This window comes from Herbaspirillum sp. Sphag64, assembly GCF_014192645.1.
GTDB lineage: Bacteria > Pseudomonadota > Gammaproteobacteria > Burkholderiales > Burkholderiaceae_D > Herbaspirillum.
On the sequence record NZ_JACHYE010000008.1, the window covers coordinates 103,781 to 124,889 of the forward strand.

20 protein-coding genes are annotated in these 21,109 nt (G+C 55.9%); 6 read left to right on the forward strand and 14 right to left on the reverse strand.

Annotated elements, in window-relative coordinates; all coding sequences use genetic code 11:
* Nucleotides 1-13 precede the first annotated feature (13 nt).
* The 6 genes from FHW66_RS13950 to FHW66_RS13975 all read right to left on the reverse strand — a co-directional run bounded on the left by FHW66_RS13950 (nt 14) and on the right by FHW66_RS13975 (nt 6,183).
* Nucleotides 14-2,113 (reverse strand): GGDEF domain-containing protein, encoded by a 2,100-nt coding sequence (locus tag FHW66_RS13950; protein ID WP_183380422.1) that lies wholly within the window; start codon nt 2,111-2,113, stop codon nt 14-16.
* Between the two features lie 233 nt (nt 2,114-2,346).
* Nucleotides 2,347-2,886 (reverse strand): TlpA disulfide reductase family protein, encoded by a 540-nt coding sequence (locus FHW66_RS13955; protein WP_183380423.1) that lies wholly within the window; start codon nt 2,884-2,886, stop codon nt 2,347-2,349.
* 196 nt (nt 2,887-3,082) lie between these two features.
* A complete protein-coding gene (locus tag FHW66_RS13960; protein ID WP_183380424.1) occupies nt 3,083-3,742 on the reverse strand; it encodes a BON domain-containing protein in 660 nt (219 codons plus the stop codon).
* The gene (locus tag FHW66_RS13965; protein WP_183380425.1) at nt 3,729-4,325 is read right to left on the reverse strand and encodes a phosphoheptose isomerase; all 597 of its coding nucleotides are present in this window, start codon (nt 4,323-4,325) and stop codon (nt 3,729-3,731) included. Before FHW66_RS13965 ends, FHW66_RS13960 begins: the two co-directional genes overlap by 14 nt.
* Before the next feature lie 177 nt (nt 4,326-4,502).
* A complete protein-coding gene (locus FHW66_RS13970) occupies nt 4,503-4,901 on the reverse strand; it encodes a YraN family protein (protein WP_183380426.1) in 399 nt (132 codons plus the stop codon).
* A gap of 76 nt (nt 4,902-4,977) precedes the next feature.
* Nucleotides 4,978-6,183 carry a penicillin-binding protein activator gene (locus tag FHW66_RS13975; RefSeq protein WP_183380427.1) on the reverse strand — a complete coding sequence of 402 codons (1,206 nt, stop codon included), beginning with the start codon at nt 6,181-6,183 and terminating at the stop codon, nt 4,978-4,980.
* A gap of 10 nt (nt 6,184-6,193) precedes the next feature.
* Between FHW66_RS13975 and rsmI the strand changes: the two genes are divergently transcribed.
* Nucleotides 6,194-7,117 (forward strand): 16S rRNA (cytidine(1402)-2'-O)-methyltransferase, encoded by a 924-nt coding sequence (gene rsmI / locus FHW66_RS13980; RefSeq protein WP_183380428.1) that lies wholly within the window; start codon nt 6,194-6,196, stop codon nt 7,115-7,117.
* Between the two features lie 21 nt (nt 7,118-7,138).
* Here rsmI and FHW66_RS13985 read toward each other — a convergent pair whose 3' ends face one another.
* The 7 genes from FHW66_RS13985 to FHW66_RS14015 form a co-directional block, all read right to left on the reverse strand.
* Entirely contained in the window at nt 7,139-7,498 is a 360-nt protein-coding gene (locus FHW66_RS13985; protein WP_255458971.1) for an SMR family transporter, read from the reverse strand.
* Complete coding sequence (locus FHW66_RS13990) at nt 7,488-8,618, reverse strand: septal ring lytic transglycosylase RlpA family protein (protein ID WP_183380430.1); 1,131 nt, start codon at nt 8,616-8,618, stop codon at nt 7,488-7,490. Before FHW66_RS13990 ends, FHW66_RS13985 begins: the two co-directional genes overlap by 11 nt.
* An 83-nt stretch (nt 8,619-8,701) precedes the next feature.
* The gene (rodA, locus tag FHW66_RS13995) at nt 8,702-9,811 is read right to left on the reverse strand and encodes a rod shape-determining protein RodA (RefSeq protein ID WP_183380431.1); all 1,110 of its coding nucleotides are present in this window, start codon (nt 9,809-9,811) and stop codon (nt 8,702-8,704) included.
* Nucleotides 9,812-9,815: 4 nt separating this feature from the next.
* Nucleotides 9,816-11,780, reverse strand: a complete 1,965-nt coding sequence (gene mrdA / locus FHW66_RS14000; protein ID WP_255458972.1) for a penicillin-binding protein 2 — start codon at nt 11,778-11,780, stop codon at nt 9,816-9,818.
* 13 nt (nt 11,781-11,793) lie between these two features.
* Nucleotides 11,794-12,306 carry a rod shape-determining protein MreD gene (mreD, locus tag FHW66_RS14005; protein WP_183380432.1) on the reverse strand — a complete coding sequence of 171 codons (513 nt, stop codon included), beginning with the start codon at nt 12,304-12,306 and terminating at the stop codon, nt 11,794-11,796.
* Complete coding sequence (gene mreC / locus FHW66_RS14010; protein WP_183380433.1) at nt 12,303-13,382, reverse strand: rod shape-determining protein MreC; 1,080 nt, start codon at nt 13,380-13,382, stop codon at nt 12,303-12,305. Before mreC ends, mreD begins: the two co-directional genes overlap by 4 nt.
* Before the next feature lie 243 nt (nt 13,383-13,625).
* Nucleotides 13,626-14,669: a rod shape-determining protein gene (locus FHW66_RS14015; RefSeq protein WP_007881173.1), complete on the reverse strand. Its 1,044-nt coding sequence runs from the start codon at nt 14,667-14,669 to the stop codon at nt 13,626-13,628.
* Between the two features lie 285 nt (nt 14,670-14,954).
* Between FHW66_RS14015 and gatC the strand changes: the two genes are divergently transcribed.
* The 4 genes from gatC to FHW66_RS14035 all read left to right on the forward strand — a co-directional run bounded on the left by gatC (nt 14,955) and on the right by FHW66_RS14035 (nt 19,469).
* Nucleotides 14,955-15,257, forward strand: coding sequence for an Asp-tRNA(Asn)/Glu-tRNA(Gln) amidotransferase subunit GatC (gatC, locus tag FHW66_RS14020; RefSeq protein WP_183380434.1), 303 nt, complete (start codon nt 14,955-14,957; stop codon nt 15,255-15,257).
* A gap of 99 nt (nt 15,258-15,356) precedes the next feature.
* Nucleotides 15,357-16,823, forward strand: coding sequence for an Asp-tRNA(Asn)/Glu-tRNA(Gln) amidotransferase subunit GatA (gatA, locus tag FHW66_RS14025; protein ID WP_183380435.1), 1,467 nt, complete (start codon nt 15,357-15,359; stop codon nt 16,821-16,823).
* A 60-nt stretch (nt 16,824-16,883) separates the two neighbouring features.
* Complete coding sequence (gatB, locus tag FHW66_RS14030; RefSeq protein WP_183380436.1) at nt 16,884-18,344, forward strand: Asp-tRNA(Asn)/Glu-tRNA(Gln) amidotransferase subunit GatB; 1,461 nt, start codon at nt 16,884-16,886, stop codon at nt 18,342-18,344.
* A gap of 216 nt (nt 18,345-18,560) precedes the next feature.
* Nucleotides 18,561-19,469, forward strand: coding sequence for a TauD/TfdA family dioxygenase (locus tag FHW66_RS14035; RefSeq protein WP_183380437.1), 909 nt, complete (start codon nt 18,561-18,563; stop codon nt 19,467-19,469).
* Nucleotides 19,470-19,538: 69 nt separating this feature from the next.
* On the opposite strand, the gene pyrE is transcribed toward FHW66_RS14035, so the two are convergent.
* The gene (gene pyrE, locus FHW66_RS14040) at nt 19,539-20,201 is read right to left on the reverse strand and encodes an orotate phosphoribosyltransferase (protein WP_183380438.1); all 663 of its coding nucleotides are present in this window, start codon (nt 20,199-20,201) and stop codon (nt 19,539-19,541) included.
* 129 nt (nt 20,202-20,330) lie between these two features.
* On the opposite strand from pyrE, the gene FHW66_RS14045 reads away from it, so the two are divergent.
* Nucleotides 20,331-21,107, forward strand: coding sequence for an exodeoxyribonuclease III (locus tag FHW66_RS14045; protein WP_183380439.1), 777 nt, complete (start codon nt 20,331-20,333; stop codon nt 21,105-21,107).
* Nucleotides 21,108-21,109: the final 2 nt, after the last annotated feature.

Sequence of the window (21,109 nt, forward strand, 5' to 3'; positions counted from 1 at the left end):
TTTCAGGCAGAATTCAGGCAGGCTGCAACGAGGTTACGTAGGCATGATGCAAGACGTGATGCGGTACATACAGCAAATCAGTTACCGTTTCAGCCGACAGTGCGCGCGAAAAGAAAAAGCCCTGCCCAAAATCACAACCAAGGCTACGCAGATGATCAACCTGCATGTCGGTCTCAGTGCCTTCGGCGACAACTTCAATCCCCAGATTACGCGCCAGCGTCATGATGGTCTGCACAATCTGACGTCTTTCTTCATCGTGATTCATGCCGTTGACGAAGGAGCGATCAATCTTGAGTACATCCAGTGGGAAGCGATGCAGATAACTCAACGACGAATAGCCGGTACCGAAATCATCGATGCTGAAGCGCACGCCCAGTGCGCGTAACTGCGACAGAATCTTGATGGTTTGCTCGACATCACCCATGGTCACGCTTTCGGTGATTTCCAGTCGCAGTGTGTTGGGGTCAATACCGGTTTCGATGATGATCTGCTGAATCTGGTCGACCAGATTCGGCTGTACAAACTGTCGCGGCGAAATGTTCACACTCATGGTCAGCGGCTTGCTGCGCGGGAACTGCTGGTGCCATTGATGCATTTGTCGGCAAGCTTCACGCAATACCCACATGCCGATATGCAAGATAAGGCCGGTCTCTTCGGCCACGCCAATAAAATCAGTCGGATAGATCAGATCGCCACTATCACCACGACGCCAGCGCACCAGCGCCTCAACCCCGACGATGGAACCCGCCTGCAGCTCGATGATGGGTTGGTAATGCAATACGAACTCATTGTTCTTGAGCGCATTACGCAAAGCAGTCTCGATGGTCAGACGGCTGACGGCCCCACGGCGCATGCTGTGCTCGAACAGTTCATAGCAATTCTTGCCGAGTGCCTTGGCGCGATACATCGCCAGATCCGCGTCACGCAGGACCTCGTCGGCCAGCGTATGTGCACCGTCACTGAAGACAATACCGGTACTGGCACTGGCATAGATTTCCTGATCTCTGATCAGGAAGGGCAGGGCCATGGCCGCCTGAATGCGTTCTGCGATGCGAATCGCCTCATCCACATGGGCAATATTACGCAGCAGAACCGTGAATTCATCGCCTCCCATGCGGGCCAGCAGATGTTCGGACGATGCCGCTGCGACGTGATCATCCGGCGCGTCTACCCCCGGCCAGGGCACGGAATGAGGGACCGCAACCGGCACATGATCGGGACGCAGTGCATTTTTCAGCCGGGCAGCAACCTGAATAATCATGCGATCACCGGCCAGATGACCGAGACTGTCATTAATGACCTTGAAGCGGTCCAGGTCAATGAAGAGCACCGCGAATCGCGTACTTTCATCCTGCCATTGCCGCTGCAGTGCCATATCCAGCTGCTGCAAAAAGCGGGAGCGATTGCATAGTCCAGTGAGGCTGTCATGGGACGCCTCATGCATCAGTCGCTTCTCGATACGGGTACGATCGGCGACACGACCAAGACGACTACCGATTTGCCGCATCAAGGTCATCAGGCGCAGCAGATAGTCATCCAATGACAACATCCGGCTGGAGAAAAACTCAAGTACAGCCACCACTTCGCCGCCACTCATGATCGGAAACGCAACACCGCCCTTGATCCCGGCGGCGCGGGCGATATCGGCGCGGGCGGCCATACGGTCTACCCCCAGATTGACCGTCCAGACTGGCGCACCCTCGCGCAGGGCACGTCCGGCCAGATCGTTTTCAGGGAAAAAATCAGGACTGGCAGTGCGCGCACAAAACAGCGCAAACTCTTGCCGGTTGGCACCTTGCCATATATCACTGGATTTGAGAAAGCTGCGGCTGCCGCTCTTGTGCAGCAAGTAGCAATGGCCTATCGGCCAGCCGGTATAGCGACACAACTCGCCAACCGTGAAACGCAACGCTTCGTGTAAGGTTTCGGCCTGATTGGCAGCAGTAGCAACGGCCTCCAGCAGTTGTAGCTGCTGCTCGCGCTGATGCGACTGGCGCATGCGATTTTCTGTATCGGCTTCAGCGCGATGACGCATCTCACGCTCGCGCTGCAGTGACTGAGACAGTTTGTCGAGTTCTGCGGCATGCGCGACCGCATCCGTTGGGGTTGTCATTATAAGTGTGGTGGTGACGATGCCGAAATTGGACTGCCTAGTGCATGCACGAGCGTTCGATTATAGCTGCGCGTTATCAGTCTTGCATCTAATTTATGTAAAGATTCAAACATTATTGAAACAAGCGCAAAGCCGCCCTGGAAGGCGGCTTTGCATGATATTGGAGAGTGGAAATGTTGCTGCGTGACATGCCGGTTATTGCAGTATGTGACCGTAGGCCGGCGTGGTTCGAATCAGGCAGCCAATGCCTTTTCCAGCAATTGATGCAGCTCGGCAAACTGCGGCTCACCGACGTAGCGCTTGAGAATGGTGCCATCTTTACCGATCACAAAGGTGGTCGGCGTCAACTTCACATCACCGAATGCATTGGCTAATTTGTCTTGCGCGTCGAGTGCGACGGCGAAAGGCAATTTGCGGGTCTCGGTAAAATTGATCACATAGTTAGGCGGGTCATAGCTCATCGCGACAGCGACAAAGTCGAGACCCTGATTTTTGTACTGATTGTAGGTTGCCACCATTTGCGGCATTTCACCGACACAAGTCGTGCAGCTGGTCGCCCAAAAATTCACCATCACAACCTTGCCGCGCAATGCCTTGAGTGACACCGTGCTGCCATCGAGCTTGACGAAGCTCACGTCCGGCGCCTTGTCAGGCACTGCCAGCGCGCGGTAGCCGAGCAGTGCAGCTGCTACCAGCACGACAAGAGCCAGCAGTTTGAGTCGTAGGCTAGTGGTTGAGGGAGAGGCGGAAGAAGTTGCTGTTTTGGCATCCATGACTATTCCTGTTCAAATGTGGTCGCGGCAAGGGCAGGAAAACCTGCACACGTCTGCCAAAGCGTCACAGGGTCTTATTATAGTCAGCATCGCGCAAAACTGTCGCCCATGAAAAAACCGCCGATACCAGAGATACCGACGGTTTAGATTCTGCTTCCAATACGACTGCGATTGAAGCAAATACCTGCAACAGCGCTTATTTTGCTGTGTTCGGCTGCTGTGCCACGTTCTGGTTCAGGCGCTTGTATTCCTCGTCGGAGATGAAGTCGAACAGGGTCACAACCTTTTGCACGCCGCTGACGCCACTGGCGATCCTGGCGCCGACCTGCCCCTCATGCTGGGTCACCCGTCCCAACATGTAGACAACGCCACGTTCCGTGGTGATCTTGAAGGCGTTGGCATACAACTCCTTGGAGTCCACCAGACTGGCCAGAACCTTACTGGTGATCAAGGCGTCACTGGAGCGGGAAGAAAAGCTGGCGGAACCCGACACGGCCAGCTCATTGAATACGCGTTCAACGCCGGCAATGCTCTTGATTTCCCGTTCAGCCAGCGCTCTGGAGTTGTCGTCAGGCACTTCGCCACTGAGCAAGACCCAGCGATTAAAGCTGGTGACATTGACGTGCGCACCGCCAGGTAGCACGTTGGCAATGTTGGACTCACCCTTGACGACAATGGACTTGTCTTCGGTCTGTGCGCCCAGGGTACGGCGGTCACTGGCAGCGAAAGTACCTGCTACCAGGCCACCTGCCAATACACCAAAACACCCCTGTAGCGTCAATGCCAGCATGCCGCAAGAGACGGCTACACACAACCGGCGATGCCAGCGATTTCCGTTGGCATTAATCATTCGCATCACCTCCGAATAGCGCCACATCAATGCCATCGCAGATGCAATGCAAGGTGACCAGATGCACCTCCTGAATCCGGGCAGTGCGATCATGCGGCACGCAGATATGCACGTCGGCATCGGTCAGCTTCTTGCCGATGGCACCGCCGCCCTTGCCGGTAAGCGCCACAACGCGCATGTCACGCTCCTGGGCCACATCGATGGCGGCCAGGACGTTACCGGAATTGCCAGAGGTCGAGAATGCCAGCAATACATCGCCAGCCTGACCAAATGCCTGGACCTGTTTGGAGAAAATTTCCTGATAACTGTAGTCATTGCCCACAGCGGTCAGGATGGAAGTATCGGTCGTCAGCGCCAACGCCGGCAGTGGCAGGCGCTCGCGCTCAAAACGTCCGACCAGCTCGGCAGCAAAGTGTTGGCAGTCGGCGGCAGAACCACCATTGCCACAGGCCAGAATCTTGTTACCGTTCGACAGCGCCGTGAACATGATTTCAATCGCCTGCTCAATCGGCTGTGCCAACACGGAGGCAGCTTGCAGCTTGAGTTCGGCACTTTCTTGGAAATGCGAGAGGATACGTTGATTGGTCATGATGCGTAAATGTTAAAAATGCGTGAAGAACGATAGCAGAATGGATTTCCCACAAACGCTACCCGAACAGCCATCCATGCCTGCCTGAGGTCAGACGTTGAAACCTGTGGCGAACAATTATAGTGCAGTTACTCTGCCCTGCTCGCAGCACATCGACAAACAAATCGATCAACAAGCTCATGCCTGGGCTTCGATCGCGTTTTTTATCCATTGCCGCTGCAAGCCATCATAGGCCACGACATCGAAGCGGCAAGCAGGTACATTCTGATAGCGCTGCAGGTAGAGTTGGGCGGCAATCAGCAGGCGTTTTTGCTTGGCCGGCGTCACGCTGACCAATGCGCCTCCATGGCTGCGGCTACTGCGTTGACGTACTTCGACAAAAACCAAAGTTGCATGTTCCTGCATGATCAGATCGATTTCGCCGCCGCGACAACGGAAATTCCGTTGCAAGAGTGTCAATCCCTGCGTTTTCAGGAACTGCAGCGCACGTTCTTCTGCAGCATCACCAATGCGCTGCGTACTGCTCAGTTGCGACGGCTTGGTGAATTTTTTGCGTAAGCGGTCAAGGATTGACATAAGCGGATTTGCCTTATCGTGGTCTTTGATGACCGTGAGTAGTCTTTCATAATCTTTTGATCGGCAGCGCAACGGTTCAGCGCTGGCTACTTAGCGGTACGACCACACCATCCTGGTAGACTGCCTGCGTTTCGCGCCGCTGGAAGTAGGTGGCACTACGGTCCATGTTGACATAAATCTGCCCGGTCACGCCATCTACATCAAAGCCGGAGTGCTGCTGGGCAATCTGGTTGGCGATACGATACGCATCTATCCCAAGTGCGTACAGACGCTCAATATCGGCATTCGAGCGCACTTCATTACTTGCCGGACGTGCGCGCTGATAGGTGATGACGATGGCATTTTCCTGTTCCAGCTGCCACGGCATATCGACCAGATGAACACCGTTGAGTTCAGGAAAACGGTCATCCGCAGGCAGACTTGCTTTGTCAGCCGCGGCTGAGGCCTTGGCGCTGCTTTTGAGTCTGCTGTCCAGCGTCAGGGGGTTCAGCTGGGAAGTGCCGTATAACGGCAAGTCGTTACCCACTGCATCGCGCAACTGGATGGTCTGGATTGCATCCAGTGCGACAAACAGCAAGGCTGGCTTTTCGGCCTGTATCCTTTGTCGTAACTGTGCCAGTCCGCTCTGGCTGATACTGCCATTAGGCAAGCTCAACTCCAGACTTTCCACCGCCATGCCGATGCGTTGCGCCTGATCGGCATAGGCTTTGGCAGCGCGGCGTTGCCAGGCAATACTGGTGGAAATGGTAAAGATCTTTCCAGGCCGCTTGTCACGCTCGGTCCAGAGCGCAATCTGGCGTGCTTCATCCTCAATCGACAAGCCAATAAAGAGCAACTGGGGGGGTAACGGCGGTTCGGCAACATCGGGCTGCGCCAATGCCACGGTGGGTTTGATCACACTGCTCGATTGCGCCAGCGCCGTCACCGCGCTGCGCGATAACGGCCCGACGATGATGTCGGATTTGGTGGCGGCATCCCGATAACTAGCCAATATCTCCTGCACATCGTCGCCAGTCTCGACAATATTGATTTGCAGCTTGCCATGTTTGTGTTGGGCTGCACTGAGAAAACCGCCGCGCACTGCATTGGCAGCGGCGGCAAAAAGCGGCGAGCGCAGCGGCAGGAGCAACGTGACGCGCACTGCTGACTCATCCGAGTCATCATGGCCAGGAGCGTTCCGGCCATTGCTCTGCGCGTGCGCAGTTGTAATTGGCGTTACGGAAGCGCACAATCCGCTCATCATCGCCAACAGCAAGAACACTTTCACCCATTTTCGCGACATTGTCTTCTCCATGAGTATCTCTTCCACTGCTGCCTCAGGCACATCACTAGCGTTGTCGGTCTTGAGCGAGGCGGCGCAGCAAACGTATCCTGCATCGGCATTATATGTGCTTGCTACACCCATCGGAAATGTTTGCGATATCAGTGTGCGTGCACTGCATGTATTGAGCATCGTCGATACCGTGGCCTGCGAAGATACCCGCAACACCAGCCATTTGTTGAGCCGCTACGGTATCAGTCAGCCGCTGCTGGCCGCGCATGAACACAATGAGCGGGAAGTCGCCGAGAAGATCATTGGTCGACTGCAGCAAGGCGAGCGCATCGCGCTGGTGTCGGATGCGGGCACCCCTGCGGTCTCGGATCCAGGCGCAAAAATTGTCGCGGCAGTGCGTGCTGCAGGTCTGCGCGTGGTGCCCTTGCCGGGTGCTTCAGCAGCTATTTCGGCCTTGTCTGCCAGTGGCCTGATTAATGATCAATTCCGTTTCGTCGGCTTTTTACCGAGCAAGGCCAAACAGCGTGAAATGGCGTTACACGAGCTGCTACACGAGCGCGCTACACTGATGTTCTATGAAGCTCCTCATCGCATTGTCGAGACGGTGAGCGCGCTGTTGCAGGTGTTTGGTCCGCAGCGTCAGGTCGTGTTGGCGCGTGAACTGACCAAATTGTTTGAGACGATTCATCACTGTGCGCTGGCAGAAGCACCCGACTGGCTGGCGCAGGATGCTAACCGGCAGCGTGGCGAATTTGTGATTCTGATCGCAGGTGATCAGGCGGAGAGTAATACGGAAGCCGACGCCGATGCCGAGCGGATTTTACAGATCCTGCTCGCCGAGTTACCCGTCAAACAGGCCGCATCACTGGCCGCCCAAATTACCGGACAAAAGAAAAACGCGCTCTATGAGCGCGCTTTACAAATCAAAAACTCAGAAAACTAAGTCTGCCGGAAATGCCACATCTCAATGTACGGATGACTTTGAAAACAGATTGAGAACCAGCACACCCGCCAGGATCAGACCCATGCCGATCAGGGCGGGCGCATCCAGTGTCTGCCCATAGACCAGATACGCCACCAGCGAAATCAACACGATGCCTAGACCGGACCAAACCGCGTAGGCAATGCCGACCGGTATCGATTTGAGGGTCAGCGAGAGAAAAATAAAAGCAATCGCATAGCCGACCACAACCAGCACCGATGGCCAAAGTCGGGTAAAACCATCGGCAGCGCGTAGCGCCGACGTCGCAATGACCTCGGCTACAATCGCGATACCCAGTAACAAATAAGGTGGCATGAAATCGCGTCCCTGTTTAGCGTTCAATAATGAATGGTGTTACATCAATGCGCTGACGAATCAGCTGCGCCGTGCTTTGCGCCACGGGGCGACTGGCATAGGGACCGGCGACAACGCGGTACATGCCATTGACCACGACGGTATCGAGACTGGCTACAGCACCGTTAAGACTAGCCATGAGCTTGTCGCGCGCAGCACGCGCGTTGGCTTCCTGACTAAAGGCACCGAGTTGCAGATAAATGCCCGGTGCAACGGCCGCCGCGGTGGTGCCCGTGGCAGTGGCGACACTGGATGTTGCCGCCGCGCTGGCGGCACTCACATTACTGCCAGTGGTGATCGCTTGCGGCTGCGCCAGTGCTGGCATTTCTGCCTGGGCAAGCTGTCCCGGTGGAGCGACCGCACCGACTGATACTGCAGGATCAGCTGCGCCCGATGTTGCAGGCATGCCGGTGGCACCAGCGACAACGGTGCTGGAAATGCCGTTACGCTTGTTTTCTGCCATGCGCCGAATTTCATCGGGCAACAAACGCTCGACTTCAAGCTCACTGCTGCCAGAAGACAGATAACCAAGTTTTAGTGCAGCGGTGTACGACAAATCAATGATGCGGGTGGTGTGGAAGGGACCACGGTCGTTAATCCGCACAATCACTTGCGCACCAGTCTTCAGATTAGTCACGCGGGCATACGAGGGAATCGGCAAGGTCGGATGCGCTGCCGTCATCTTGTACATGTCATAGAGCTCGCCGGACGAGGTCTTGGCGCCATGGAATTTCTTGCCATACCAGCTGCCGATGCCACGCTCTTTGTACGGGCGATCATCGACGATCGGTACGTAGGTCTTGCCAAAGACAACGTAGGGACGACTGGCCGACTTCAAATAGGGCTCAATCTTTGGATCAGCATCCGGCGTATTGAGCAAGCCATCTGGCGGATTGTCACCGGGGCCATCATCCTTGTAATAGCCGCCCCGGCCAGAACCGGCTGGCGGTAATGCGGGCAAAGGCTTGGAAGGGGTTGAGCGCACGGCGGTGGCAGGTGCAACCGTGTCAGTGCGCGGCGGCGCACTGCTGCAGGCTGCCAATGCCAGCGGAATCAGGACGGACAGGCCGCGCAGCAGGCGCGGGAAGACATCAAGGTGTGCTCGCATGGGAACATTTCCAAAAGGCATGGTTGGTGTGCGGTCGTCGATGATGCGCAAAGATACCAGAGTCTGCCGCGCCCCGAACAAAATCAGGTTTGCACCAGTTTGCGGTGACGTTGAATACTCATCAGAATGCCAGCTGCCAGCCCCAGTGTGACCAATGCCGTGCCACCGTAACTCATGAACGGCAGCGGTACACCAACCACCGGGATAATGCCGCTGACCATGCCCATGTTCACGAATGCGTAAGTAAAGAACATCATCGTGATCGAACCACCCAACAACCGGGTGAACAAGGTCGGTGCATTTGCCGTAATCATCATGCTGCGGGCGATCAGCAACAGATACAGTGCCACCAGAATGAGATTGCCGATCAATCCAAACTCTTCTGAGTAGACCGAAAAGATAAAGTCAGTGGTCCGTTCCGGAATGAATTCAAGGTGGGTCTGAGTACCCATCAACCAGCCCTTGCCGGTGATACCGCCCGAGCCAATGGCAATCGTCGATTGAATGATGTGAAAGCCCTTGCCCAACGGGTCAGAGGTTGGGTCAATGAGCATCATCACCCGCTGTCGCTGATAGTCATGCATAACCGACCAGATCACCGGCAGGCTGGCCGCACCGGCAACGAACAGGGCCGTCAGCACCTTCCATGACAACCCGGCGAAGAAGATCACAAAAAAACCCGCCGCCAGCACCAGCAAGCCGGTACCCAGGTCTGGCTGGCGAATGATCAGACCAACCGGCACCGCCAGCAGCAGCGTCGCCACGACAAAGACATGCCAGCGCATCACGCTTTCGCGCTTCTGGAAATACCAGGCCAGCATCAACGGCATGGCGATTTTCATCACTTCCGAGGGCTGCACCACCACGCCAATGTTGAGCCAGCGTCGCGATCCTTTCTTGACGATACCAAACAGTGCCACCGCAATGAGCAAGGTGACACCGATGGTATAAATCGGCACGGCAAAACGCAACAAGGTCTGGGGCGAGAGATTGGCAGCAATCCAGAGCACCACGAAAGCAATCAGGATATTACGCAACTGGTCTTCCACCCGGCCCGGGAAATTGATGCCGGCCGAGTACAGCGTAACGATACCTACCGCCACAATCAGAAAGATGATCAGCGACAGGCTGGCGTCAAATACGGCCAGATGCGGTTTGATGATTTGCCACAGAGGTGGTCGCTGCAGGCTCATGATGTCAATCTTTCAATGGACGACCGTTGGCATCCACTGCGGGCGCCACATTCGATGTGTCATCAGCGTTGGTACCCGACTTGTCGCCGGCCTTGGGGTCTGTCTTGTTGCTGTCACCAGGACGCTTACCCAGCAAATAATAGTCGAGTGCCTTGCGTGCCAGCGGTGCAGCCGCTTCGGCGCCCCAGCCACCATTCTCGACGATCACAGCAATCGCGATACGTGGTTTCTCGGCCGGTGCAAATGCGGTGTACAAGGCGTTGTCCAGCAGATGCGTCGCCAGATGCTTGGCGTCGTATTTCTCGTTCTTTTTGATCGATACCACCTGTGCAGTACCGGTCTTGCCCGCGGACGTATATTGCGCACCGGCAAACACGCGCGAACCAGTACCTTCCTTGTTCACGCCAACCATGGCTTGCTTGACGATGTCGATATTTTCCTGCTTCAACGGAATCCGATAACTTTCCTTGGGCACGGTGACAGTGCGCTCATGGGTGACGCCATCTTCAATCATTTTGACCAGATGCGGCTTCATGACCACGCCGTCGTTAGCCAAGGTCGCTACGGCATGCGCCATCTGAATCGGGGTAAAGGAATTGTAACCCTGCCCGATGCCTAGCGAAATCGTTTCACCGGCATACCACTTGCGCTGCTCTGGCCGACGGTAGGCATTGCGTTTCCAGGTAGTTGAGGGCAACAAGCCCTTACGCTCGTGCTCCAGATCAATACCGGTAATCTGACCAAAACCGAACGGCTTCATGAAGTCATGAATCGCATCCACGCCCAAGTCATTGGCCAGCATATAGTAGTAGGTGTCGCACGATTCAACGATGGATTTATACATATCCACCACGCCGTGGCCACCTTCCTTGTCGTCCCGGAACTTGTGATTGCCCAGCCAGAAATAACCAGGGTCGCGGATGGTATCGGTAGGCCGTCGCTTACCCAGTTCCAGAGCCGCCAGCGCCATGTAGGGCTTATAGGTGGACCCTGGCGGATAAGTCCCCGATAGCGGACGATTCACCAACGGCCGGTCAGGCGAGTTGTTGAGCTCATCCCAGGTTTGCTGGTCAATTCCTTCAACGAAAACATTGGGATCGAATGACGGCTGAGACACATAGGCCAGGATATCGCCGGTAGCCGGATCGATTGCCACCAGTGCCCCCTTGCGGTCGCCGAAGGCCTCTTCAATTACCTTCTGCAATTCAATATCAATCGACAGAATCAGATTGTGACCAGGGCTCGCGGGTGTGCGTGAAAGCGTACGCACGGCGCGACCACCGGCAGAAATTTCAACTTCTTCATAGCCGGTCGTCCCGTGCAGCTGGGTCTCGTAGCTCTTTTCCAGACCTTCCTTGCCGATGTAGTCAGTACCGTTGTAATTGGCCTCGTCATCGGAGTCGGCAATGCGGTCAGCATCGCGTTGACTGATCCGGCCGATGTAACCGATGACGTGCGCGGCGCTCTTGCCAAACGGATACTGACGGAACAGTCGGGCCTGAATATCAACACCAGGAAAGCGATAGCGCTGGGCAGTGAATTTGGCAACTTCCTCGTCGGTCAGACGGGTACGAATAGGGACACTCTCAAAGTTCTTTGATTCTTCGAGCAATTTGCGGAAACGACGACGATCCTTGGGTTGAATCTCTACCAGCGTACTGAGCTGATCAACCAGATCATCTAGACTGCCAACAATCTTGGACGGCGTAATTTCAAGCGTATAAGCAGAGTAGTTACGCGCCAGAACGACGCCATTGCGGTCCATGATCAGGCCACGATTGGGCGTAATTGGCACTACCGAGATACGGTTTTCCTCGGCCTGCGCAGCATAGGCTTCATAGCGCACGATCTGCAGCCAGACAAAACGCGCTACCAGCAAACCAAAACACACCAGTACGACGATGGCCACCACGAACAGGCGCAGCCGGAACAGCCTCAGTTCATTCTCGGTATTTTTGAACTCGGTCATGCCAACAGGCCCATCAGATCGGACGATTTTCGTCGCGATTTATAGCGCGCCGCTGGGGTGCCAGCAGCAACCATGTCACCAGTGGCCACAACAAGGCACTGACAAAACTCTCGCTGAAGTAATACCAGTGCGGGAATTTACCACTGACGATCAGACGCACCAGCAATTGCACGACTTGCGTGAACAATAGCAGCGGCAGAATATGCAGCGCCTGGGTGCCCACCGGAAACCAGAGTACACGGCGGTGGATCATGATCGAGAAATACGACAGCAGGGTATAGGCAAGCGCATTCTCGCCTAGCAATGTCGCTTGATTGACATCCATCAATACGCCCATCAGGAAAGCGATGCTGATACCAATCATGCGGGGCTGATGGATCGCCCAGAATACCAACACCAATGCGACAAAGTCTGGCACGCCGACGGCTTGCCCCCAAGGTAGCAGGTTCAGCAGAAAGGCCACCACGAGACTGAAGAAAATGAACAGCCGGTTTGCCGGCAGCAGGATGTAATGCGGGTCGTTCATTTGGTGCTCTTGGCTGGTTGGGCTGCCGCAACAGGCGCAGAAGCAGCGCGGGCGACAGGAGTAGCTGGCGCTGGTGCCGCCGCTACAGGCACGGCCGCCTGGGTCACCGAGGCTGCGCCCTTGCGCTCCTCGGCCGGCGGCGATTTACTACGGTCATCTGCCTGCTCCTTGGTACTCTCGCGCAGGCGACGTTTGAGCAGTTTGTCATCCTTGTCGGAAGGCACATCAGCGTCCGGACGCTGTGTCTGAGATTGGTCGACCAGCAGGATCAGTAATTGGCGATGACGGTCAATTCCCGCCGACGGCATACAAACAATGTGGGCGAAGGCATCGGTTGACTTGGTCTCGACTTGTACCACGGTAGCCACCGATAGACCGGCTGGATACACGCCGTCAATGCCCGAAGTCACCAGCGCATCACCCTTGCGGATGTCGGCATTGGATGCCATGAAGCGCAAATCCAGCACACCTGACTGACCGCGGCCATAGGCAACGCTACGCAAGCCATTGCGCAATACCTGCACCGGGATAGCCTGATCCTTGTCCGTCAACAGAGTGACTTCAGAAGTAAACGGGAACACCCGCGTGACCTGCCCCACAATACCAATATCATCAATCACCGGCTGGCCCGCTGTCACGCCTTGTTGCGAGCCACGATTGAGGATGATCTTGCGCGTGAAGGGGTCGCGCGCATCGTACAGAATTTCGCCCACCAGCGACTTGCTGGGAACCCGTTGCTGCATATTCAGCAGGTTACGCAACTGATTGTTCTCAGCAGAGACCTGACGCTCCTGCTGCAGCAATTGTGCATTCAGGACTTGTTGTCGGCGCAAGGCGTCATTCTGGCTTTGCACCGTATTCAGCGAAGTGAAGTAATCACCCACCTTATACGCCGCATCACGCGGCATCAACGCCACCACCTGAAACGGATACAGCACCGTCCCCACTGCCTGACGCACGATGGTCAGCGCGTGCATGCGAGAATCAACCACCAGCATAACGACGGCAATCAGGGCAAAAAAACCGGCACGCACACGGGCTGAAGCGCCCTGCTTGAAAAGTGGTGGAATATCCATGTGTGCTTAAGCCCGCAACGAACTCTGCAGGGCAGAAAATCGCAACAGCCCGCACAAGGCGGGCTGAAAAAACCACATCGGGCAGGAGTACTGGTTGCCTAAAGGCAAGCCGTGCCATGAAGACGAAACAGAGCCATCCGATGGATCACACACTCGCGACACCGACTTTGTTTCTGTATGCGCTGTCATAGGCGTATTTCAATTCTGCAAGCTTGATCCGACTCCCGCTACCCGTGCGTTGAATTACTCGTTGGAGAAAATCGATCCGAGCTTGTCCATGCGATCCAGTGCCATACCCGAACCACGAACCACGCAGGTCAGCGGATCTTCAGCAACGATCACTGGCAGACCGGTTTCTTCCATCAGCAGACGATCCAGATCACGCAGCAAGGCACCGCCACCGGTCAGCATCATGCCCTTTTCGGCAATATCGGCACCCAGCTCAGGAGGCGTCTGCTCCAGCGCATTCTTGACGGCAGAAACGATGTTGTTCAGCGGATCGGTCAGTGCTTCCAGAATTTCGTTGCTGGAGATGGTGAACGAGCGTGGAATACCTTCGGACAGGTTACGACCCTTGACTTCCATTTCCTTGACTTCGGAACCTGGGAAAGCGGAACCGATTTCCTTCTTGATGGCTTCAGCGGTCTGTTCACCGATCAGCATGCCGTAGTTGCGGCGGATGTAGTTGACGATGGCTTCGTCAAACTTGTCGCCGCCGACGCGAACCGAACCCTTGTAGACCATGCCGCCCAGCGAAATGATGCCAACTTCGGTCGTACCACCACCGATATCGACAACCATCGAGCCTGTTGCATCCGAGACCGGCAGGCCTGAGCCGATGGCAGCTGCCATCGGTTCTTCGATCAGATACACCTGGGAGGCACCGGCACCCAATGCCGATTCACGAATGGCGCGACGCTCAACCTGGGTCGAACCGCAAGGAACGCAGATGATGATACGTGGGGAAGGACGGAACAGCTTGGAGTCGTGCACCATGCGGATAAACTGCTTGAGCATCTGCTCGGTGACTGTGAAGTCGGCGATCACGCCATCCTTCATCGGGCGAATCGCCTCGATATTTCCCGGCACCTTGCCCAGCATCTGCTTGGCTTCCTTGCCGACTGCCTGAATCGTCTTTTTGCCATTAGGACCGCCTTGTTGGCGGATTGCCACGACCGAGGGCTCATCCAGCACGATGCCTTGGCCGCGTACATAAATCAGAGTATTTGCCGTTCCAAGGTCGATTGCGAGGTCGTTAGAAAAATAACTACGTAAAAATCCAAACATGAATTGTCCTGATGCGCCATAGCCGCGCGCTTTACATTTTGCAAGGGGGGGTGTCTTTTATGACTGCGGCGACACATAATCGGCGCCAGCGAGGCATTAGTCCGACATTCTACCTTATAATTTGAGAGAAACCAGCAGGCTGAATTGCCAATCATTCTGGCCCGATACCAGATACTTCTGCGTTTTTCCCGACAATTCTTCGACGTTTTACTATGAGAATGTCTGTGAGAACGACGCGATTTTTCAACATACTCGTTTTTGCGCAGCAGGCGCACTCTTCCCATCATGACGCTAGCCCTTTCCGACGTTAAACGCATTGCCAACCTGTCCCGCCTGGAATTAACGGAGTCACAGGCGCAGCAAACCCTGACCAAACTGAACGACATTTTTTCTCTGGTGGAACAAATGAGCGCGGTCGATACGACCGGTATCGAGCCACTGAGCCATCCAATTGCTGCGCTACAGACCGATCTGGCGCTGCGCCTGCGTGACGATGTGGTGACCGAAACCAATCAGCGCGAGGCCTATCAGCAGCCGGCACCAGCGACGCAGGATGGCCTGTATCTGGTGCCCAAGGTGATCGAATAGGCATCTAACCCGGACAGACGCGGCCTGGCAATCAGTTAACCATGCCCTGCCAGCCGTTCTTCTCAGAAACTGAAGCAACTGAAAAACGATCGATTTTCCATGCATACCAAGACCATCAAAGAGCTTTCGACGCTGTTGCAGGCCAAGAAAATTTCCGCCACTGAACTGGCGACCCTGTTCCTTGACCGTATCGAACAAAGCGACCTCAATGCCTTCCTGCATGTGGACCGCAGCCTGACACTGGCACAGGCAGCACGCGCAGATCAGCGTTTGAGCAGCGGCGATATCACCGCACTGACCGGTATCCCGATTGCACACAAGGACCTGTTTGCGACCCGTGACTGGCGCACCACTGCCGGTTCGAAGATGCTGGAAAATTACACCAGCCCGTTTGATGCTACCGTGGTGGAACGCTTCAACCATGCCGGTACTGTCACGCTGGGCAAACTCAACTGCGACGAATTTGCAATGGGTTCGGCCAACGAAAATTCCTTCTTTGGCGCGGTCAAAAATCCTTGGGATAAAACTGCCGTACCAGGCGGCTCCTCCGGTGGCTCGGCCGCGGCAATTGCCGCCCGTCTGGCGCCTGCGGCAACGGCAACCGATACCGGTGGCTCAATCCGTCAACCAGCCTCGCTGTGCGGCGTAACGGGTATCAAGCCAACCTATGGCAGCGTGTCGCGTTTCGGCATGATCGCTTATGCCTCCTCGCTGGATCAGGGTGGTCCGATTGCCAAGACCGCCGAAGACTGCGGCCTGCTACTCAACGCCATGTCCGGTTTCGATGCCCGTGACGCCACCAGCCTCGAGCGCCCACAGGAAGACTTTACCCGCTCGCTGGGCGACAGCCTGCAAGGCCTGCGTATTGGTGTGCCGCACGAATTCTTCGGCGCCGGATTGGCCGCCGATGTGGAGCAAGCGGTACGCGCCGCACTACGCGAATTCGAAAAGCTGGGTGCCACGCTGGTCGATATCTCGCTGCCCAAGACCGAGCTGTCGATCCCGGTGTATTACGTGATCGCACCGGCAGAAGCATCCTCGAATCTGTCGCGCTTTGATGGTGTGCGTTATGGCCATCGTGCCGCTGATTACAAGGATCTGGCGGACATGTACAAGAAGTCCCGTGCAGAAGGTTTTGGCGAAGAAGTCAAACGCCGCATTCTGGTCGGTTCTTATGTGCTCTCGCACGGCTACTACGATGCCTACTACCTGCAGGCACAAAAGATTCGTCGCCTGATCGCGCAAGACTTCCAGCGCGCACTGACCGGGCCGGAACGCCAATGCGATGTCATCATGGGACCGGTATCGCCGACCGTGGCATGGGATCTGGGCGACAAAACCGATGATCCGGTGGCCAACTATCTGGCCGACATTTTCACACTGTCCACCAGTCTGGCAGGCCTGCCCGGCATGTCGATTCCCTGTGGTTTTGGTCAAGGCGAAAAGAACAGCCGCCGACCAGTCGGCCTGCAGATCATCGGCAACTATTTTGAGGAGGCGCGCCTGCTCAACGTCGCTCACCAGTATCAGCAAGCCACCGATTGGCATGTGCGCGCTCCAGCCTGAGCTGGAAACGCCGCCAACGTCCTGACGCAACAGCACAGATAAAGATTTGAAGAGGTCATCATGCAGTGGGAAGTAGTCATCGGTCTGGAAACGCATACGCAGCTCTCGACCCAATCCAAGATTTTCAGTGGCGCATCGACCCAGTTCGGTGCCGCTCCCAACACCCAGGCCAGCCCGGTTGATCTGGCACTGCCTGGCGTCTTGCCCGTACCCAACAAGGGCGCCGTCGAGCGTGCGATTCAGTTCGGGCTCGCAATTGGTGCCACGATTTCGCCGCGCTCGATTTTTGCGCGCAAGAATTACTTTTATCCTGACCTGCCCAAGGGCTATCAGATCAGCCAGTTTGAAATTCCGGTGGTGCAAGGTGGCCGGATTTCCTTCGCGCTGGAAAAGGATGGCAAAACCGAGCTCAAAACCATCCAGCTAACGCGCGCGCATCTGGAAGAAGATGCCGGTAAATCGCTGCATGAAGACTATCAGGGTATGACCGGCATCGACCTCAACCGGGCGGGTACACCCTTGCTGGAAATCGTCACCGAGCCCGACATGCGCAGCGCCACGGAAGCGGTCGCCTATGCCAAGGCCTTGCACTCGCTGGTGATGTGGCTGGGCATCTGCGACGGCAACATGCAGGAAGGTTCGTTCCGCTGCGACGCCAACGTCTCGGTGCGTCCGGTGGGACAGGCAGAATTCGGTACCCGCTGCGAAATCAAGAATCTGAACTCGTTCCGCTTCATGGAAGAGGCCATCAACTATGAAGTGCGACGTCAGATCGAACTGATCGAAGACGGTGGCAAGGTGGTCCAGGAAACCCGCCTGTACGATCCCGACAAGAAGGAAACCCGCTCCATGCGCAGCAAGGAAGATGCGCAGGATTACCGCTACTTCCCGGACCCCGACCTGCCGCCGCTGGTCATTGCACAAGAATGGATCGAGCGCGTGCGCGCCACGATGCCAGAACTGCCCGGTGCCATGCGTGAACGCTTTGTACGTGACTTTGCGCTGCCGGAATATGATGCGGCGGTACTGACCCAATCGAAGTCCATGGCGAGCTATTTCGAAGCCGTAGTCACTGCGGCTGGCAAGGAGCAGGCTAAACCTGCTGCCAACTGGCTCATGGGTGACGTTGCGTCCACCCTCAACCGTGAAGATACCGATATCAGCGCCGCACCTGTCAGCGCTGTGCAACTGGCCTTGCTACTCAAGCGCATTTCCGACGGCACGATCTCCAACAAGATCGCCAAGGAAGTCTTTGCAGCCATGTGGGAAGCCAAATCAGACAAGCCATCGCTGGCCGATGACATCATCGACGCCAAGGGTCTGAAGCAGATTTCCGACAGTGGTGCGCTCGAAGCAATCGTCGATCAGGTACTGGCTGCCAATGAAAAGTCGGTCGCCGAGTTCCGTTCCGGCAAGGAGCAAGCCATCAACGCGCTGATCGGGCAAGCCATGAAAGCGACCAAGGGCAAGGCAAATCCGGCGCAGCTGACCGAGTTGCTGCGCAAGAAACTGAGCGCCTGATGTAGTCCTCAGAGTGCTCCTGCGGGTGTTAAAGAGCCGCTGTGCAATTCGACTGCAGAGCGGCTTTTTATTGGCGTCAGACGTTTGATGCAGCGAAAACCGCATATGGATAAATGATTTTATTCCTTGTCGCCTTGAATGGCCGCAGGTGTAATGGTCGCTTTGCGGCCGTACTGAGCGTCCTCATTCAGCGTCCTCACTGCACTCACAATCATCATGTCCCGCGCCACTGCCTCCCCTGATATTTCTCCTGCTTTCTCCGTCACATCACAAGACGCGTTCGGCATTCGTGCCTTTGAAGGGCCGCTCGGTGCCGAAATCAATGGCCTTGATCTGAATCTGCCCGTCTCCGATACCCGCATTGCCGAGATCCGGGCAGCGCTGGTCAAGCACGGCGTGGTGGTGTTTCGCGATCAACGTATCACCCCCGAGCAACATGTGGCGTTCAGCCGCCGTTTTGGCCCGTTGCAGGTACATGTTCTGAATCGCTTTCACCTACAGAATCATCCGGAGATTCTGATCGTTTCCAATGTGCTGGAGAACGGCAAGCCGATCGGCCTGGTCGATGCTGGTGCCGACTGGCATTCCGATCTGTCGTACATGCCCACACCCAGTCTGGGTTCGCTACTGCACTCGCAAGAGCTGCCGGCCGAACAGGGTGACACGTTGTATGCCAACATGTTCAACGCCTACGAATCGCTGCCGGCGGATGTCAAAAAGACACTCGAAGGCCGACGTGCTGTGCACTCCTATGTGTACCGCTACAAACGCCTGCAGAAGTTGTCACCATGGCGCGTTGACCTGACCCAGCAGCAGATCGATGAAGTGCCGGAAGTTGAACATCCGGTGATTCGCACGCATCCTGAAAGCGGGCGCAAGGCGCTGTTCGTGAGCGAGGGTTTTACCTCCCACATCATCGGCCTGCCACGCGACGAAAGCGATGCGCTGCTGAAATTTCTGCATGAGCACAGCATTCGCCCCGAAAACGTCTATACCCACAAATGGCGCGCCCACGACATCGTGTTCTGGGATAACCGCAGCACTATTCACTATGCCGCGATTACACCGCTGCATCTGCGCCGTACGCTGTATCGCACCACGGTCGAGGGCGATGTCCCGTTCTGAAGCCAGAACCATTCAATAAAAAAGCTCCTCACCGTCATGGCGAGGAGCTTTTGCTTTGGCGGCCCAACTTCAGATGCCGTAGCGGGTCCGATAAGCAGCCACAGCATCCTTGTATTGCGCCAGTTGATCACCGGCTCCTGCACAGGTCAGATACTCCAGCAAATCATTGAGGTTGGCAATCGAGATCACCGGCATGCCATAGGCTTGCGAGACTTCCTGCACCGCCGAGTGTGCCGACAGCGCATCGTCCTTGCCAGATCGCTCCATGCGGTCCAGCGCAATCAGGACCGCACAGGGCGTTGCACCTGCCGCGCGGATCATGTCGACCGATTCACGCACCGAGGTACCGGCCGAAATCACATCATCAATGATCACTACGCGGCCTTGCAGCTTGGCGCCGACAATCGTGCCGCCTTCGCCGTGATCCTTGGCTTCCTTGCGGTTGTACGCAAACGGCACGTTGCGGCCGTGCCCTGCAAGCGCCACAGCAGTTGCGGAAGCCAGTGTGATGCCCTTGTAGGCAGGGCCAAATAGCATGTCATATTCGAGACCGGATTGCTGCAGCGTCTGTGCATAGAATTGCGCAACTTTGCCCAGCATGGCGCCTTCATTGAACAAACCCGCATTGAAGAAGTAAGGCGAGGTACGGCCCGCCTTGGTGATGAACTCGCCGAAGCGCAACACGCCGGCCGAAACGGCGAACTCAATGAATTCTTGTCGTAAATTGCTCAAAATGCATTCCTGGAAAATTGTCTGTGCGGCAAGTTCTGCGATGCATGGAAAGCAGTAGCAGAGGCCCTGGGACACGTATTTTAAATGAATCAGGTATGCTACGCGCCTGACTTTTTCATGAGTTTCCCCATGCCAAAAATTGTTTCCGCCAACCTCAACGGTGTCCGCTCCGCCGCCAAGAAAGGTTTTTTCGAGTGGCTTGCCAAGGAATCTGCAGACTTTATCTGCGTCCAGGAACTGAAGGCACAGGAAGCTGACATGAGTCCCGAGTTTCTGGCGCCGGCAGGTTATGTCGGGCATTTCCACTATGCTCAGAAGAAGGGCTACTCAGGCGTTGGCCTGTACAGCAAGCGCACGCCGAACGCCGTACGTATCGGCTTTGGAACGCCTGAATTCGATGATGAAGGTCGTTACGTGGAATGCGACTTTGGTGACCTGACCGTGATCTCCGTGTACTGCCCGTCAGGCTCTTCCAGCGAAGAGCGCCAGCAGGCTAAATTCCGCTTCATGGAGGTGTTCTTGCCCCACCTGCAATCACTGGTGGCCAGCGGACGCGAGATTGTGATCTGTGGCGACTGGAATATTGCACACAAGGAAATCGATCTCAAGAACTGGAAGAGCAATCAGAAAAACTCCGGTTTCCTGCCAGAGGAACGGGCGTGGATGACGCAACTCTTCGATCAGCTTGGCCTGGTTGACGTCTATCGTGTGCTACATCCGCACACCACCGGCGATGCTTACACCTGGTGGAGCAACCGTGGTCAGGCCTGGGCCAACAATGTGGGATGGCGTATCGATTATCACGTCGCCACCGCTGGCATCGCGGGCAAGGCAACAACGGCAGCGATCTACAAGGAACAGCGTTTTTCCGACCATGCGCCACTGACGATCAGCTATCAGGATTGAGT